Raw genomic sequence first — 15,648 nt, forward strand, 5'->3', positions numbered from 1 at the left:
GCTGGATCAGGACTGGCTCGGCGGGGCTTTCCGCTCGATCGCGGCCTTCATCGCGTCCAGGCCGATCAGGTTGAACTCCCGGCCCAGCGCCCGCATCAGCGAGTTCTCGGTGGGCCGGTACACGCCGCGCTTGTAGTAGACCGCGCCTTCGTAGCTGCCGACCACGCCGCCGTCCGGGGACTGTTTGCCCAGGTACTGGTACCACTTGGTGCGGTTCTGCTGCATCTGCGCGCTGGTGTAGATCGAGGCGTTGGCCTCGCGCGGCTCCCGACCGGTGTAGCGATCGTTGGGGTAGTCGTACTCGTCGGCCAGGCCGCCGACCGAGTGCCCGAGTTCGTGCAGCACGATCTGTCCCGCCTGGGCGTTCCCGCCGGACGACGTCGCCACTCCCCCGCCAGCGCCGCCGTACTTGGTGGTGTTGGCCAGCGCGATCACCTGATCGGCCTCGGGCGCCAACCGGGCGTACTGCAAGGCCTTGGTCTCGTTGACGCACAGCAGGCGTTCGGTGCCGCCGCACCAGAAAGTCATGTCCAGCGCGGTATTTCGGTAGGTGCCGCGCGGATCGTTGTCCACGCCGGACTGCTGGGAGACCACGTTGACCGCCCAGACGTTGAACGAGTTCTTGTACGACTTGAACGGTTCGACCTTGATGATCTCGTTCCACCGATTGATCGCGTGTTGCTTGTAGGTGCCCAATTGACTCGACGTGTAGCCGTCACCGACGAACACCAGATCGAACCGTTGATTGGACGGTCCGGTTTGCTGGATCGGGATAACGTCGGCCTGCACCGCGGATCGCGGCGCCGGGCTCGCCTCGGGGACGGGCGTGACGACTCGGCTGATGGTGCCGTCCGGCGAGAACACCTCCCGCTCCTCGGTCGGCCCGGCCGAGCCGACACCCACGGACATTCCGGCAATGATGAACGCGCCGAGCATGATTGCGAACATGCGTCGTAACAAGGGCATGGCGAAGCTCCTCGAGTGGTTCACGAATTCGACCCGGACGGCGCGTGCCGCACTTCGGCCTGTCGAATTCCTAACCAAGGAACCACATTTGGGCGGCCATCTCGACTGAGGATTAACTGGGGAAAAAGACGGCCGCCCAGTCCGGGTTATCGAGTCTTGAACGACTTACTGGACCAGGAAGTCGATGCGGGCCCTTTGACCAGATCGGTGAAATAGCTTCCCTCGACCGTGCCCAGGTCGAGCAGCTCGCCGATGGACTGCGCACGCTGCTGCACGCCCTCGGCGACACAACCCTCACCTGACTAGATGGGCGAGACCTGCCGGTAACGGTCGACGCCGATCGCCGGTCGGGCAGTATGGGACGGTCGGCACAGGTGACGAGGAGGTCTGAATGACATACGTTCCGGAACCAACCAGGTACGACGGTGCGATGCGCTACCGGCGCTCGGGCCGATCGGGTCTCGATCTGCCGCTGCTCTCGCTCGGCTTCTGGCACAACTTCGGCGACGATCGCCCCTACCTCGTTCAGCGCGAAATCGCGTTGCGCGCTTTCGATCTCGGCATCACCCATTTCGACCTGGCGAACAACTATGGCCCGCCGTACGGGTCGGCCGAGATCAACGCCGGACGCATTCTGCGGGAGGAGCTCGCGCCGTATCGCGACGAACTCGTCATCTCCACCAAGGCGGGCTGGGACATGTGGCCCGGGCCGTACGGGCAGGGTGGCGGCTCACGCAAGTACGTGCTCGCCTCGCTCGATCAGTCACTGACCCGGCTCGGGCTCGACTACGTCGACATCTTCTACTCGCATCGGTTCGATCCGACGACCCCGCTGGAGGAGACCGCGGCGGCGTTGAATACCGCTGTCCGCCAAGGGAAAGCGTTGTACGTGGGGATTTCCTCGTACACCGCGGCGGACGCCGTCACGATGGCGAAGCTGTTGCGTGAGCTCGGCACGCCGCTGCTCATCCACCAGCCGTCCTACTCGATGCTCAACCGCTGGATCGAGACCGAAGGGCTGCTCGACGCCGCCACCGAGGAAGGGTTCGGTGTCATCGGGTTCACGGCGCTCGCGCAGGGCCTGCTCACCGCGAAGTACCTCGACGGTATTCCGCCGGAATCGCGTGCCGCCCAGGACAAGTCGTTCCAGAACGAACTGCTCACCCCGGACATGATCGATCGGTTGCGCAAGCTGAACGCGATCGCGGACAAGCGCGGTCAGACGTTGGCGCAACTCGCCCTGGCCTGGGCGCTGCGCGACGACCGGGTGACCTCGCTGGTGATCGGCGCGTCCACCGTCGACCAGCTCGAGCAGAACGTCGCGGCGCTCGGCACGCTCGAGTTCACCGCCGACGAACTCGCCGACATCGACGCACTCCTCGATGACGACGGCGAAGTCGATCTGTGGCGATCGGCGCGCCAAGGCACCCTCTGACGCCGACTCAGATCGTCGGGTTGACCACGTCGATGCCCAGCGCGAGCGTGCGATCGACCGCGAAAGCCCTGTTTTCGCTCAGCGGACCGAGGATTCTGGACGCGTGAAGATTTACGCCGATCGGGCCCCCGTCGCCGCCCGCCAATTGGTTACGGATCTGTTGGTAGTGGCTTGGGTATACGGCTCGGTCATGGCCGCGCTGTGGCTGCACGATCTAGTGAACAAGCTCGCCGTACCGGGGCAGAAGCTGGAAGGTGCGGGCGACGGCATGGCCGACAGCCTCGGCGATGTCGGCCGCAAGGTCGGCCGCGTCCCGATGGTGGGCGACGACCTGACTTCCCCGTTCGAGAAGGCCGCCAACGCCGCCCGCTCGATAGCCGACGCCGGACACGACCAGCAAGCCCTCATCAACGATCTCGCCATGGCCCTCGCCATCGGGGTGCTGATCGTCCCGCTCGGACTGGTGCTGTTCCTCTGGCTACCGCTGCGGGTGCGGTGGATGCGCCGAGCCGCGGCGGCGGTGCACCTCCGGGCCGTGTCGGGCGGACGGGAGCTGCTCGCCTTACGCGCGCTCGCGAACCAGCCGCTGCGCAAACTGGAGCGGATCGACACGGACGTGGTGGATGCTTGGCGACGCGGCGACGACACCATCGTGCGCAAGCTGGCCGCCCTGGAATTGCGTGGTCTCGGCCTAAGGGGAAGCTGAATTCGATCGGCGCGCCCGAGAACCGCTGCACTGCAACCGTTTCGACGAGACACCGATGCGCGCGGAAGGCGAATTCGGAGGAACCTCCTAAAACCGGAAAACTACGCACCGGACCAAACCGGAAAGTAATTCTATTCACAAACAAGACCGTTAAGTTTGCGCTGCCGGTTCCGGCACTATCAACTGGATCGCATGCCCACCGAGAATACGACAATAAGCAGACGCAGGAGTTTCATTCCTCGGCTGCGCCGTCGCAACCTCGATGGCTACGAGATGGTCGTCTCCGCACCGGAGAAACCGACGGCGGACGAAAACCAGAGCGCCGATCGCAATGTTGTCATCGTGGCGGTGTTCGCCGCGCTCGGCGGCATGCTTTACGGCTACGACACCGGGATCATCTCCGGTGCGCTGCCGAAGATGTCGGCACAGTGGGGCATCGACCACACCCGGCAAGAGATCCTGACCGCAGCGATCCTCGCCGGTGCGGTGGTCGGCGCGCTGGTGGGCGGCTCGCTGTCGAAGTCGCTGGGGCGGCGCAAGACCATCTTCATCATCGCCTGCGTCTTCGCCGTGGGTGTCGTGGCCTGCGCGCTGGCGGTGGACGCGTGGATGATGACGGCCTGCCGACTCTTCCTCGGCCTCGCGGTCGGCGCCTGCTCGCAGATCGTGCCGACCTACATCGCGGAGCTCGCGCCACCGCATCGCCGGGGCGCGATGGTGACGTTCTTCAATATCGCGATCGGCGTGGGCATCTTCCTCGCCAACCTGGTCAGCATGGTCGCGGCCTCGGAAAGCACGTTCGAGGCCAGCGACGACTGGCGCTGGATGATCGGTATCGCGGTCATCCCGGCGCTCGTGCTGGCCGCGGCGATGCTGCAGCTGCCCGAAACGCCGCGGTGGCTCATCGACAACGGCACGGTCGGTAAGGCCAGGGTGGTGCTGCGCTGGATGCGCCCGAACCGCTCGGCCGCCGTCGACGAAACCCTGAAGATCTGGGCCATCTCGCAGCAGGAGCAGAAGGCGTCTCGTGGCGGCTGGGCGAACCTGACCCAGCGGTGGGCGCGCCCCGCACTGGTGGCCGGCCTCGGCATCGCGGCGTTCACCCAGCTGTCCGGGCTGGAGATGATGATCTACTACTCGCACACCATCCTCGGCAGCGCCGCCGGTTTCAGCACCGGACTGGTCGTCTGGTCGGGTCTCGGCATCGCCGCCGTCTACCTGATCTTCACCGCGGTCGGCGAGCGCCTGGTCGACAAGGTCGGCCGCCGCCGCTTGATGCTCATGCTGATCCCCGGCGCGACCCTCTTCCTGTTCGGCTTCGGCCTGCTCTTCGTCCTCGCCGACCACCCCAACCGCTACCTCACCCTGGCCTTGATGCTGGCCTACATGGCATGCAACGCCGCAGGACTGCAAGCCGTGGGCTGGCTCCTCGGTTCCGAGCTCTATCCCCTGAGCATCCGCGATCGCGCCACCAGCCTGCACGCGGTCGCACTCTGGGGCTCGAATCTCGTCCTCACCCTCACCGCGCTCAGTACCATCGACAGCCTCGGGCTCGGCCCCGCATTCGTCATGTACGCCGTCTTCAACCTCCTGTCCTTGGTCTTCGTATTCTTCTTTGTCCCGGAAACAAAGGGACATTCACTGGAAGACATCGAACAATCCCTGCGCGACGGAACATTCATGCCATTGCGCGGCAATATCAGCAGCAGCGTCGACATCTCCGAAAACACAGTCCGTTCATAGCCTCACGACCACACCTGTCGCACAACGCATTAGACGCTTCGTCATAGGCTTGCCGAATGACGACCGACCCCGACGCGCTACCGAAAGCCGAGTTCGCGTTCCCCGGCCCGGTGTGCGATCAGCTCGTTGCCGCGATCCTCGACGGCACGAAGACCTCCACGACCGGCGTGCTGGCCGACTACGAGCACTGCGGCGACCCACTGCCGGAGGTCGGTTCGCGTGCGGCAGTGGTCGATTCGGACGAGCGTCGGGTCGCGGTGATCGAAGTGACCGACGTTCGGGTCGCCCGGCTCGCGGAGGTCGACCTAGCGCACGCCATCGATGAGGGCGAGGGATTCACCACCTTGGCCGAGTGGCGAGCAGTCCACGAAACGTACTGGCACAGTGCGGAAATGCGGCGAGCGCTGGACGACGAAACGTTCACCGTCGACGACGAGACCATCGTTGTCCTCCAACGCTTCCGCCTCGTCACCGACTTGCGCTGACCTGTCCCCGTGATCATTCAACTCATCGGCGGGGCATAGTGACCATCGCGACCAGGCAGGCGGCGACGAGACACACGGCGGACGCACCGAAGCTCGCCGCGTAACCCGCGGACAGTGCTACCGCGCTGAACGCGGCCAGGCCTACTGCGCCGCTGGTCTGGCGGACAGTGTTGAGTACTCCGGCGGCCAGGCCGCTGCGTTCGGGTGAGACTCCGTCGGTTGCGGCGACGGTGATCGGGGTGAAGGCGGCGGCGGTGCCGAATCCGAGGATCGCGCCTGACACCAGTACCGTCCAGAGATACGACGCGTCGAGGGCGATGCAGGCGGCAGTGCAGACCAGGCCCGTCGCGCTTATCGCGCAACACCACATCGTCGCGCGGCGCGCGCCCAATCGGACCGTCAACCAACCGGCCGATCGGGAGCCCGTGATCATTGCCGCACCGACCGGCAGATAGCCGACCCCGGCCAGCAGCGGCGAATAGCCGTGCACGTCTTGCAGATACAGCGACAGCAGCACGGGGCTGGCGAGGAAGCCCGCACCGAGCAGGAACATCACCGCGTTCGCGCTACTCACCGAGCGAACCCGGAAGATATCGAGCGGCAGTATCGGATCCGCCGCCCAGTAGGTTTGGTGCACCGCGAAGTCGCCGATCAGCGCGAACCCGCCCAGTAGCGAGCCGAGCACCGTGGCGTCGGCCCAGCCCACGGCCGCCGAGCGCATGATCGCCAGCACCGCACCGGTGATGCCCGCGGTGACGAGCAACGCGCCGACAATGTCCAGTCGTGCCCGGCCGACACCCGAAACTTGTCGGGGCAGTACAAGAATCGCGCCGACCATACCCACCGCACCCAACGGCGCGAGCACGAAGAACACCCAGCGCCACCCGGCCACCTGGGTGAGCAGCCCACCGATCACCGGCCCGCTCGCGGCACCGGCGGCACCTACCGCGCTCCACAACGCGAGCGCCCGCGCACGGGCCACCGGCTCCACGAAAGTCGTTGTCAGCATGGACAATGTCACCGGCATGAGCAGTGCACCACCAACCCCCTGCGCCGCTCGGGCCGCCAACAGGAACCCCGGTGACTCGGCGAGCCCGACCGCCACCCGGGCCACCGCGAAGATCCCCATCCCGATGAGCAAGATCCGGCGGCGCCCGAACACATCAGCGCAGCGTCCGCCGAACAGCAGGCATCCCGCGAAGGCGAGGGTGTAGGCGTTGACCGCCCAGGGCAGGGCTGCGGGTGTGAAGCCGAGATCGGCGCGCAGGTCGGGCAGGGTGACCGAAACGATGGTGGCATCCAGAACGACGGAGAACGATCCGATGCAGGCCAAGGCCAGGACCAACCGCTGCGGCTCCCACCGTTGTATCCGGTCGCGGGCCCGGTCCGCGGTCGTCGGGTAGGCACTCATCGGTCCCACTCCACGATTCGTGCCTGTGCGTGGAACCGCGTCGCCGGATCGGCGTACTGCGCGGCGGGCACGGCATAGAGTGCATCGATCGCGGCACGATAGGCCGGGTATGTCCTTGCCAGACCGGCGATTTCGGCCTCACTCGCGGGTAGCCCGGCGGCGGCCAGCAGCGTACGGATGGTTTCCAGAGGTTCGCTCATGCCGCTGCCACCGTCCGGTACGCCGAGGGCAGTTGTCGATGCCATTCGGTGTGCTGTTGGAAGGCGTCGCCGACCCGCAGAATCGTCGCCTCGCCGAACGCCGGACCCGCGATCTGAAGCGACAGCGGCAACTCGGCCGCGCCGAAGCCCATCGGCAGTGCCAGCACCGGGTTACCGAGTCCGTTCCAGTAAGGGGTGTACAACTTCCCGAAGAGCCGCTCGTCATCCTGGAACCCCGCCTCATCGACCATTTCATCGAATCGCGGGGCGCCGACGGACGCCGTGGGGCAAACCACCACACCGAATCCATCGAACAGTTCACCGATCGCGGCCTGCGCGACCCGCCGGATCCGTTGGGCCTGAACATAATCGGCCCCTGACACCAGTGCACCCTTGGCCAGCAAGCCCCGCGAGGACACGAAGTAGTCGTCCCATCGCTGCGACAGCGTGGCACGGTGGTAGGCGAGCCCCTCACTGGTCGCGGTCACGAACGTCGCCAGGATGGTCTCATCCCAATACGGCAGGGTGACCTCGTCGATGTCGGCACCGCAGTCCGCGAGAACGCCTATCGCACGGTCGAATACACCGGACAGCGCAGGATCACCATCAGCGGGAAGATGCGCTGCACGCGCTACCCCGACGCGCAATCCGGTCAAGTCGGCTGCCTCGGTGCGGAACTCGCTGATCGAACGCCCATCGGCGGGCGCGGCGGTGCTGTCCGGATCGCTCGGATGCGGACCGGCGATGACCGCCAGCAGCGCGGCACAGTCCTGCACCGTACGAGCCAATGGTCCGACGCGATCCACGCTGTAACCCAGTGGCACACAATCCGATTTGGGGACGCGGCCGAATGTCGGCATCAGGCCTGTGACGCCACAGAACGCCGCGGGCATCCGAATGCTGCCCGCTGTGTCCGAGCCCAGACCGGCCGGAAACAGCCCCGCCGCGATGCCGCTGGCCGTGCCGGAACTGGAGCCACCTGCCCAGCGGCTCGGGTCCCACGGATTCCGTGGCAGCGGGAACGGCTCGCTCGAATTCGTTATGCCACAGGCGAACTCCATCGTCGTGGTCTTGCCGGTGATGATCGCGCCCGCCGCGCGCAACCGCGCGACCACCGGCGCGTCCCGACCCGCGGCCCACGCGCGATCGTGCACCACACTCTGCGCGGTGGTGTCGCCGTCGGCCACCGCGATGGTGTCCTTCACCGCGACCGGAATGCCGTGCAGCACACCGCGATCAATGCCATAGACACGCTCCGCATCGGCTCGTCGCGCTTGCCGCATGGCCGACTCGTCGAATCGTGCGAGGTAGACACCCAGGTCGCTGTCGTGCCGATCGGCCTGCGCGATCGCGGACTCGATGAGCGCGACGCTGGTCGTCTCCCCCGCACGTAAAGCGCGGGCGGCGGCGGTGATGGAATACGGCTCTACTGGCACGTCTCGTCCTCCAAAGTTGATCAGAACAAAGCCAAGGCTTACCTTGCCTGTTCAACTCGGGTTGAGGTCAACTAGAGAAATGCCGCAGCTGACACCGATCGCGACCGTCGTGGACCACTTCGACATCCCCCTGTCCACGCTGCACTACTGGGAGCGCCGGGGACTCCTCACCGCCCACCGCCGCGGCGGCCGCCGCTGCTACGACCAGGACCAGCTCTACCGAATCGCGCTGATCAAGCAGTGGCAGACCACGGGCTTGATGAGCCTCGACGAGATCGTCACTCTGCTCACCGCGAGATCGGCCACCGGCGACTGGCGCGCGACCGTCACCACCCACATGGCAGCGATCGACGACCGCATGCACGAACTGGAAACGGCCCGCCACTACCTCCACTGGCTACTCACCTGCCCACATGAAGGCGATCTCGAACAGTGCCCCAACTATCGAGCCTCCGTCACCCTCCCGGAGCCGAACAACTGACCGCCCGGGGCAAACTGCTTCCGCGACAACGCTTGTCGGCTCTTACGCCTCGAGGTCGGACTGGGCAATGGTTCGGCGGAGTTGGGCGTAGTTGTTCCGGAACGAGGCACGGTCGGGATCTGCGGCAATCGCGCGCTGATAGTAGGTTTCGGCACGCACGTAGTCGGCCAGCACGGTGTGTAGGAACGTCGCGTAGTTACCGAGGTTGCGGGCGTGGTCGGGTTTAGCGGCAATCGCCCTGAGGAAAAGCGCCTCCGCCTCGGCGAAGTCCTGCCGCGCGTTCTTCTGGAACAACGCGTAGTTGCCCAGTATCTCCGGATGACGCGGACGCACTCGCAGGGCCTCGCGGAAGCATCGGTCGGCCGCTTCGAGATCGGCTTCCACCTGCTCCAGGAACAGGGCGAGGGTGCCGAGGCTGCGCGGGTGCGCCGGATCTGCGGCGACGGCGCCGCGGTAGAGCCTGCCCGCGAGTTCGACATCGCTCAACTCGAACTGGGCGTACAGACCGAAGTTGGTCAGGTTGCGGGCGTGCCGCGTGCCATTCGCAGCGGCGAGCCGGTCGGGCGATCTGGCATCGTCGTACTTCCAGTGATTCTGCTCTGCCCACAGCGCGAGTCGCCGGAAGGTATCGAGATGCTCCGGATAGCCGCTGGCGAGTTCGCGCAGTCCGAGCGGATCCGGATACCCGTCCTCGTACCCGAACCGGGCAATGGCGTGGAATTCCGAAATGTGCACCAGGTCTTCGATTTCCGCGGTGATCGGCGGTCTGATGCTGGTGGTGTTGGCGGGTGGTGTGGCTCGCAATGCCGCCTCGTCGAAATCCGCGCCCGCCAGTCGCAGCAGCCGGACCAGGTCGTCGGCGAGCCGCTCGGTCCGGCCGACGAAATCGACCTGTGCACCGGGCGGTCCGGTGTAGCGGCGATAGAACCCGCCGAGGAATCCGGGCAACGTGGTGGCGGACCGGCGGACGAACCAAGTGAAAGAGTCTGCGGCGCAGAGTCGGTCGAGGTCGTACTTGGGCCGCCAGCCACGCTCGGTACGCCAGGCGAAGTAGGACCGGTACCACCGCGCCGGATCACGCACGAAACAGGCGACCATCACGTGCGGCTCCGGATGCACCGTGAGATCGCCGTGCCCGCGCCAGGATTCGGGTCCGACCTGCCGATGCTCGACACCAGCGGCGGCGATGGCAGCGCGCAGCCACTTACTGCCGGTCTTGGGCACCTCGAGCAGCAACGTGTCGGTAGCGGGCAGGTAGATCGCCATGCGGGCACCTCACCGTCGCGGGACATCGAAGGCGGCGGACGAGTAGTCGCGGAAGCGCCACGCCTTGCCGCCCGGCGGCGGGGTCAGTGCCGGTGCGCGCACGATGTCGAGGTGGGCGGCGCCGAGAACGGGGCGCAGCGCGGTGCGGATTTCGGTGTCGAGATCCGGCTCACCATCGTCGATGGCCAGGCGCAGGACGTATCCCGAATCGTGACAGGAGAATTGAAAGCCCGGCACGCCGAGCCGATCCATTGCCGCGGTGAGCGCGGTGACCTCGACAGTCCTGCTGCCGTCGCGGAACTCGGTCGCCTCCCTGCCGTGGAACTCCGAAATCGTCTGTCCCCGATGGCCACACGTGCAGGCGCCATCCGTGAGGGTGCCGGAATCGTCTGTGCGGTATCGGAGGAAGACGGTGGCCCGGTTCGTCAGGTTGGTCAGGATCAGTCTGCCGCTGCCACGGGTTCGGAGTTGTCCTGGCTCCGGCTCGACTTCGAGCAGCCGCTCCGGCGGGACGTGCAGACCGGAACCGAGCGGGCACTGAAGCGCGATCAGCCCGCCCTCGACGCTGGCGTAGGCATCGGTGATCGGGCTGCCGAACCAGTCGGCGAGAGTGCGTATGTCGTCGGCGAAGAGGTTCTCACCGCTGGTGAAAATGCGCACGGGCCTGATGTGTTCGCCGGTGGGCGTCGCGTCCGCACGCGCGAGCGCGAGCAGGGCGGATGGTTTGCCGTGCAGAATCGCGGGCGGATGCGCGCGCAGCTGAGCGACGACGGCATCGTCCTCGTCGCCATCGCGACCGATCGAGACCCTGCGGTGCGTGCCCCGCAGCAGTGGCATCGGCACCACGAACCGTTCGGCATCGGTGCGGAAGGTGACCAGCACGACGACCGGCGGCCCCGGCGGTGCGGGCGACCACTCGTGCAGGATGGAAAACGTTGCCTGGTTCGCTTCGAACCAGGCCGCGTCGTCGAAGAATACGGTGAGCGACGTGCCCGTGGTGCCGCTGGATTTCTTCGGCCGAGCCGCTAACTCGGCCGCGCGGAATCGCGTCGGATCCCGGTCGTAGTCGCCGCGCTGAAACGGTTCCAGTTCCCCGGGCGGCAAGTTCGGATCCAGGTCGCGATAGTGCGGTACCTCGTGACGAGCCCACCGCAGGGCCGCCGCGAAGGCCTGTTCCGGGGCGCGCGCGGCATTCAACAACACCCGCCGCTCGCGCCACGCCCGCGCGCTACGCACCGCGTCGTGCCAGTCCAGCACCCACCGGCGGCACAGCAGCGGATCGGCGGGTGGCGAAACATCATCGAGCGCGAGCGCGCCCAGGTCCGTCAGCCAGCCCGCCGACCACAGATCTTGCGGCAATTACATGACGATCAGGATCTGCCCGCCCCGGAAGTTGCGTAGTTCTTCGTCCGGGATGCTGGCCAAGGCCTTCTCCAGCGCGGCGCGTGCGGCCGCCGGCTCCAATCCGGGTTCCTCGGCGACTGCCGCGTAGTTGGCGATCCTCGTGCGTGATTGCTGGGCGTCCATCGGTGCGCCTCCCTGTTGTTCGTATAAAGCACCGTGCATCAATGAGACTCCCCGCCAGAGGGCCAGTCAATAACCCACGGTCATCGTTCGACGATCGTGGTGAACCGGAGTGTGCGATGTCCCAACTACCGTGCCGCCGACAATCGCCCGGAACCGAGCAACTTTCCGCACATGCGCCAAGATCACAGTTCGCCGCGCCCTCCTCGCGAATCATGCTGAGCCACTCGGCAATCCGGTCTTCCGACCGCCGGGCAGGCCATCTGGCCGACGAAATAGAAATGAATTCCCCGACTGGCAGTGGCACAGTGATTCGAATATCCGAAACAGATCGAATGCGCGCAGCAAATCCAAATACGAAGACACCAGAGGAATCAATCGCAGTTCAATTCGACGACCACGGCCACCGGTCGGCTAACCCTTGGTCCAGAATCGTTGGCCGTAGCCAGATCACCGAGGGTTCGTCCCACGGCCGGGCACGAACATCAGGGCGGCGATGACGCCAACGGGCACGTCGTGCGGGCTAGTGATGACGTATGGCTATAGCTTTCGAACCACGACCACCCGGCCCGGCTGCCACAGGTGGGGCCTGGGACGACATCACCCATGATCAGGACGTAATCTTGCTGTGATCGGCCGTGATATGCCAGTTAATCGGACCTGAACTCGATTTTAGAATGCGGCACACGAGTCGTATATCGGGTCGGCAAGTTCTACCTTGGATCTGGGATCGACAATCCGTCGATACCGACGAGATAGACCGAATAAGGCTGCCTCGCCTCGAGCTTCCCGTCTGTCGATTGTGCGCGCCGAATGTGAATCAGCGCCTGCGAATTCGATGATGCTGCCTGGAGGAGTTTCAAATGGCGCTCTACTTCACCGAGTGGTCGATCACCAGTGATGCCAGTCCGGAATGCGCGTCGCGCATCGGCGATCGGGGCCGGGCGGTGTGGCGGCTCAGCTGGCTGCCCGACCGGGCGCTCACCCTCGAACAGGCCAGGGCCGGAATGGAACTCGACGAACTGTTGAGCGATCCGGAGAACGTGCACGACTACACCGCGATGGCCCGCGCGGACATCTGCGCGGGCACCATCGGAATGATGCGGGCACATGTGGTGATCCTGTTGGCGAAGCGGATGGCGACCCGGCTGCCCGTGGCTGTCAGCGCGAACTGATTCCGGGCTCGTCCAGCCAGTCGAGGATTCGATCGGTACCGGAGCCGAGCTCAGGCGGTGCACTGAGGTAACGAACCGGGTTGCGTGACAACGTGATCGGGTTGGCAACCAGAGGTGGCAGGCCGTTGTCCGATGGGATGCGGGGTTGCAGCCCGAGCCGGTCAGCAAGCGCGAACGCGCCCGCCATGTCGTTGACGGGACCGCACGGAACACCGAGCGGGGTGAGCAGCGCTTCCCAGTCAGCGGCGGACTTGGTTTTCAGGATGTCCCCGAGCTCCGCTGCCAGCACCTCGACATGCGCGACTCGGGTGGTGTTGTCGGCGAATCGCGGATCGTCGGCCAGACGTTCGGCGCCGATGGCCCGGCACAGCGCGCCGAATTGGCCGTCACTGCCCACAGCCACCGCCAATGGCCGGTCAGCGGTGGGAAACACATCGTACGGGGCGATCGACGGATGGCGATTGCCAAGAATGGTCGGCACGACCCCGGCCACCGCGTAGGCCGTGCTCTGATTCACCATGCCCGCCAGCAGACTCGACAGCAGATTCACCTCGACCAGCTGCCCCTCGCCGGTCGCCTCTCGATGCCGAAGCGCGGCAAGAACTCCCACCGTCGCGTGCAGACCGGCGAGCACATCCACCACGGCCACACCGGCCTTCGTCGGCTCCCCCTCTCCTGGCCCGGTGATGCTCATCAACCCGCCCGCAGCCTGAATCAGCAGGTCATAACCGGGCAGCTCCGCCCCCTTCCCTGCACCGAACGCGGACAACGAGCAGTAGATGATCCCCGAATTGAGCTCCTGCACCTGCTCATACGACAACCCGAACTTCGCCATCGTCCCCGGCCGAAAGTTCTCGACCACGATGTCGGCGCGCCGCACCAATTCCCGCGCGTACCGCTGCCCCTTTTCGCTCCGCAAATCGAGCGCCACCGACGTCTTGTTCCGATTCACCGACTGGAAATAGGTGGCCTGCCCATCCACGAACGGCGGCCCCCACCCTCGAGTGTCATCCCCCGGACCAGGCCGCTCCACCTTGATGACCTCGGCCCCCAAATCGGCCAGCAACATGGTCAGATAGGGCGCGGCAAGAATCCTCCCGAAGTCCGCCACCACAATCCCCGACAGCGCGCCCACCGTTCGTTTCTCGTCCGTCATACCTGACACTCCACCATGGGCAGAAGGACGACGGACCAGCGGTCCTTGCCGCCTACCCGCGTAACCGCACAGGCAATGCGGTGAGCCCTCGAATCAGCAGGCTGGGCTGCCATTGCAGCGGGGCGGCTTGCGGCGCAAGCGTCATGTCCGGGAATCGTTGTAGTAGTGCGGTGAACGCTATTTCCGCTTCCACCCGCGCCAGTGGGGCGCCGACGCAGAAGTGGATGCCATGCCCGAAGGCCACGTGGCCGGAGGTATCGCCGTTGACGTCGAGTTCGTTCGCGTCGTGGTATCGAGCGGGGTCGCGGTTCGCGGCACCGAGGGCGACGTAAACGAACTGCCCTGCCGGGATTTCGGTGTCGCCGACCTGCACGGGTTCCGCCGTATAGCGCACGGTGGCCCAGTCGACCGGGCTGTCGAAGCGGAGGAACTCCTCCACCGCGGCGGGCACTCCCGACAGATCCTCCCGCAGCGCACGGAACTGGGACTCGTTGCGCAGCAGCGCATACGTGCCGTTGGCGATCAGATTGACCGTGGTTTCGTGCCCCGCGATCAGCAGCAGGAACGCCATGGCGATGATTTCCTGCTCGCTGAGCTGGTCACCGTCTTCGCGCGTCTCCGTCAGACCGGACAGCAGATCATCGCCCGGATCGGTCTGCTTCGTCTGCACCAGGGCGGCCAGGTACTGCCCCATCTCGGCCGAGCAGCGCCTGCGCTCATCCAGGTCGCTGCTCACCCCGACCATGATCTTGGTCCAGCGCTGGAAGTCCTCCCGATCGCTGAACGGCACGCCGAGCAGTTCGCAGATCACGGTGACCGGCAGCGGCACCGCGAAGGCCTCCAACAGGTCGACCTCGTCGTGTTCGGCCATCTGATCGAGTAACGCGGCGGTGATCTCTTCGATGCGCGGCCGCAAGGCTGCTACCCGGCGGGTGGTGAAGGCTTTGTTGACCATCTTGCGTAGTCGGGTGTGGTCGGGCGGATCGGTGTTGAGCATGTGGCCGGCCAGTGTCATCGCCTGCGAATCCAGCTGTGTCGTCGGATCTTTCTGGCGAGTCACCTCGACGATCCCGGCCAGGCTCTTGTGCATGCGCGGATCGGCGAGCACGGCCCGCGCCTCCGCATGCCCGATGACCACCCACTGCGGTATGCCTTTGGGAAACCGCACCTGGCGCACCGGACCCGCTTCGCGCCACCGCCGGTAATACGCCTGCGGGTCGTCGAAGAAGTCCTTGCCCAGCGTTTCGATCCGATCCTGCGCGTCGATGTCGGTCATGCGGCCCTCCCTACGTCTCGCGACCGGGATCGATCGCGCCCACCCGTGCACCGCGAACGGCGGTCGCACGCCACCCACCGTACCGAAACGTCCGGAGCTGCTTGCCGTGCTGAAGAACCGGCCGAACATCCCTGCGGCACTCGCGTTTTCGAGCGCGCGAGGTGGGGCGGCGGCTCGGATCCATCATCGTTGGATCATCGGCGGCTGTCCGGAATGGCGACATAGCCATCAACCGATCGAGCGGTAACGACCTGAATGCGTATCGCGCAATTGCCTGGTACCCACCGCTTTTCACGCGCCGTGGAGCGGTGATCGAGCCGTCTTCATGGCCGATGCGGAATGGTCAAAATGCCCCGAATCCGCCGGACATGGGGCGTCATCAGAACAT

General features: G+C 65.7%; 16 protein-coding genes. 6 read left to right on the top strand and 10 right to left on the bottom strand.

What is annotated here, in order from left to right:
• Positions 1-6: 6 nt before the first annotated feature.
• Entirely contained in the window at positions 7-966 is a 960-nt protein-coding gene (locus ACQPW1_RS26455) for a M64 family metallopeptidase (protein ID WP_433654234.1), read from the bottom strand.
• Positions 967-1,112: 146 nt separating this feature from the next.
• On the bottom strand, positions 1,113-1,241 hold the full coding sequence (locus ACQPW1_RS26460; RefSeq protein WP_433654235.1) for a hypothetical protein: 129 nt from the start codon (positions 1,239-1,241) through the stop codon (positions 1,113-1,115).
• Positions 1,242-1,357: 116 nt separating this feature from the next.
• Between ACQPW1_RS26460 and mgrA the strand changes: the two genes are divergently transcribed.
• The 4 genes from mgrA (at position 1,358) to ACQPW1_RS26480 (ending at position 5,335) form a co-directional block, all read left to right on the top strand.
• Positions 1,358-2,401 (top strand): L-glyceraldehyde 3-phosphate reductase, encoded by a 1,044-nt coding sequence (mgrA, locus tag ACQPW1_RS26465; RefSeq protein ID WP_433654237.1) that lies wholly within the window; start codon positions 1,358-1,360, stop codon positions 2,399-2,401.
• Positions 2,402-2,504: 103 nt separating this feature from the next.
• Positions 2,505-3,107: a hypothetical protein gene (locus ACQPW1_RS26470; protein ID WP_433654239.1), complete on the top strand. Its 603-nt coding sequence runs from the start codon at positions 2,505-2,507 to the stop codon at positions 3,105-3,107.
• 192 nt (positions 3,108-3,299) lie between these two features.
• Complete coding sequence (locus ACQPW1_RS26475) at positions 3,300-4,850, top strand: sugar porter family MFS transporter (protein ID WP_433654240.1); 1,551 nt, start codon at positions 3,300-3,302, stop codon at positions 4,848-4,850.
• 56 nt (positions 4,851-4,906) lie between these two features.
• Complete coding sequence (locus ACQPW1_RS26480) at positions 4,907-5,335, top strand: ASCH domain-containing protein (protein ID WP_433654241.1); 429 nt, start codon at positions 4,907-4,909, stop codon at positions 5,333-5,335.
• A gap of 22 nt (positions 5,336-5,357) precedes the next feature.
• Here the strand turns inward: ACQPW1_RS26480 and ACQPW1_RS26485 are convergent, their stop codons facing one another.
• Genes ACQPW1_RS26485 through ACQPW1_RS26495 form a run of 3 tightly spaced genes read right to left on the bottom strand, consistent with a single transcriptional unit; the run spans position 5,358 to position 8,382 of the window.
• Entirely contained in the window at positions 5,358-6,746 is a 1,389-nt protein-coding gene (locus ACQPW1_RS26485) for an MFS transporter (RefSeq protein WP_433654242.1), read from the bottom strand.
• The gene (locus ACQPW1_RS26490) at positions 6,743-6,946 is read right to left on the bottom strand and encodes a hypothetical protein (RefSeq protein WP_433654243.1); all 204 of its coding nucleotides are present in this window, start codon (positions 6,944-6,946) and stop codon (positions 6,743-6,745) included. Before ACQPW1_RS26490 ends, ACQPW1_RS26485 begins: the two co-directional genes overlap by 4 nt.
• Positions 6,943-8,382: an amidase gene (locus ACQPW1_RS26495; RefSeq protein ID WP_433654244.1), complete on the bottom strand. Its 1,440-nt coding sequence runs from the start codon at positions 8,380-8,382 to the stop codon at positions 6,943-6,945. The genes ACQPW1_RS26490 and ACQPW1_RS26495 overlap by 4 nt, the downstream gene beginning before the upstream one ends.
• A gap of 79 nt (positions 8,383-8,461) precedes the next feature.
• Between ACQPW1_RS26495 and ACQPW1_RS26500 the strand changes: the two genes are divergently transcribed.
• Entirely contained in the window at positions 8,462-8,863 is a 402-nt protein-coding gene (locus tag ACQPW1_RS26500) for a MerR family transcriptional regulator (RefSeq protein WP_433654245.1), read from the top strand.
• A gap of 42 nt (positions 8,864-8,905) precedes the next feature.
• Here the strand turns inward: ACQPW1_RS26500 and ACQPW1_RS26505 are convergent, their stop codons facing one another.
• The 3 genes from ACQPW1_RS26505 to ACQPW1_RS26515 are packed head-to-tail and all read right to left on the bottom strand — an operon-like array spanning position 8,906 to position 11,656.
• Entirely contained in the window at positions 8,906-10,129 is a 1,224-nt protein-coding gene (locus ACQPW1_RS26505; RefSeq protein ID WP_433654246.1) for a hypothetical protein, read from the bottom strand.
• 9 nt (positions 10,130-10,138) lie between these two features.
• Positions 10,139-11,488, bottom strand: coding sequence for a hypothetical protein (locus ACQPW1_RS26510; RefSeq protein ID WP_433654248.1), 1,350 nt, complete (start codon positions 11,486-11,488; stop codon positions 10,139-10,141).
• Complete coding sequence (locus tag ACQPW1_RS26515; RefSeq protein WP_433654250.1) at positions 11,489-11,656, bottom strand: hypothetical protein; 168 nt, start codon at positions 11,654-11,656, stop codon at positions 11,489-11,491. It lies immediately after the preceding gene.
• Positions 11,657-12,516: 860 nt separating this feature from the next.
• Here ACQPW1_RS26515 and ACQPW1_RS26520 point away from each other — a divergent pair.
• Positions 12,517-12,828, top strand: a complete 312-nt coding sequence (locus tag ACQPW1_RS26520; RefSeq protein WP_433654251.1) for a hypothetical protein — start codon at positions 12,517-12,519, stop codon at positions 12,826-12,828.
• Here the strand turns inward: ACQPW1_RS26520 and ACQPW1_RS26525 are convergent.
• Positions 12,815-13,984 (bottom strand): CaiB/BaiF CoA transferase family protein, encoded by a 1,170-nt coding sequence (locus tag ACQPW1_RS26525; RefSeq protein WP_433654252.1) that lies wholly within the window; start codon positions 13,982-13,984, stop codon positions 12,815-12,817. The genes ACQPW1_RS26520 and ACQPW1_RS26525 overlap by 14 nt on opposite strands.
• A gap of 52 nt (positions 13,985-14,036) precedes the next feature.
• Positions 14,037-15,260: a cytochrome P450 family protein gene (locus ACQPW1_RS26530; protein WP_433654253.1), complete on the bottom strand. Its 1,224-nt coding sequence runs from the start codon at positions 15,258-15,260 to the stop codon at positions 14,037-14,039.
• Positions 15,261-15,648: the final 388 nt, after the last annotated feature.

Source organism: Nocardia sp. CA-128927, assembly GCF_050955855.1.
GTDB lineage: Bacteria > Actinomycetota > Actinomycetes > Mycobacteriales > Mycobacteriaceae > Nocardia.

What these genes read in the sequence shown, in the direction of transcription:
- ACQPW1_RS26455 (WP_433654234.1), bottom strand. Translation starts at nt 966, where the DNA reads ATGCCCTTGTTACGACGCATGTTCGCAATCATGCTCGGCGCGTTCATC.
- mgrA (WP_433654237.1), top strand. Translation starts at nt 1,358, where the DNA reads ATGACATACGTTCCGGAACCAACCAGGTACGACGGTGCGATGCGCTAC.
- ACQPW1_RS26475 (WP_433654240.1), top strand. Translation starts at nt 3,300, where the DNA reads ATGCCCACCGAGAATACGACAATAAGCAGACGCAGGAGTTTCATTCCT.
- ACQPW1_RS26480 (WP_433654241.1), top strand. Translation starts at nt 4,907, where the DNA reads ATGACGACCGACCCCGACGCGCTACCGAAAGCCGAGTTCGCGTTCCCC.
- ACQPW1_RS26485 (WP_433654242.1), bottom strand. Translation starts at nt 6,746, where the DNA reads ATGAGTGCCTACCCGACGACCGCGGACCGGGCCCGCGACCGGATACAA.
- ACQPW1_RS26490 (WP_433654243.1), bottom strand. Translation starts at nt 6,946, where the DNA reads ATGAGCGAACCTCTGGAAACCATCCGTACGCTGCTGGCCGCCGCCGGG.
- ACQPW1_RS26500 (WP_433654245.1), top strand. Translation starts at nt 8,462, where the DNA reads ATGCCGCAGCTGACACCGATCGCGACCGTCGTGGACCACTTCGACATC.
- ACQPW1_RS26505 (WP_433654246.1), bottom strand. Translation starts at nt 10,129, where the DNA reads ATGGCGATCTACCTGCCCGCTACCGACACGTTGCTGCTCGAGGTGCCC.
- ACQPW1_RS26515 (WP_433654250.1), bottom strand. Translation starts at nt 11,656, where the DNA reads ATGGACGCCCAGCAATCACGCACGAGGATCGCCAACTACGCGGCAGTC.
- ACQPW1_RS26520 (WP_433654251.1), top strand. Translation starts at nt 12,517, where the DNA reads ATGGCGCTCTACTTCACCGAGTGGTCGATCACCAGTGATGCCAGTCCG.
- ACQPW1_RS26525 (WP_433654252.1), bottom strand. Translation starts at nt 13,984, where the DNA reads ATGACGGACGAGAAACGAACGGTGGGCGCGCTGTCGGGGATTGTGGTG.
- ACQPW1_RS26530 (WP_433654253.1), bottom strand. Translation starts at nt 15,260, where the DNA reads ATGACCGACATCGACGCGCAGGATCGGATCGAAACGCTGGGCAAGGAC.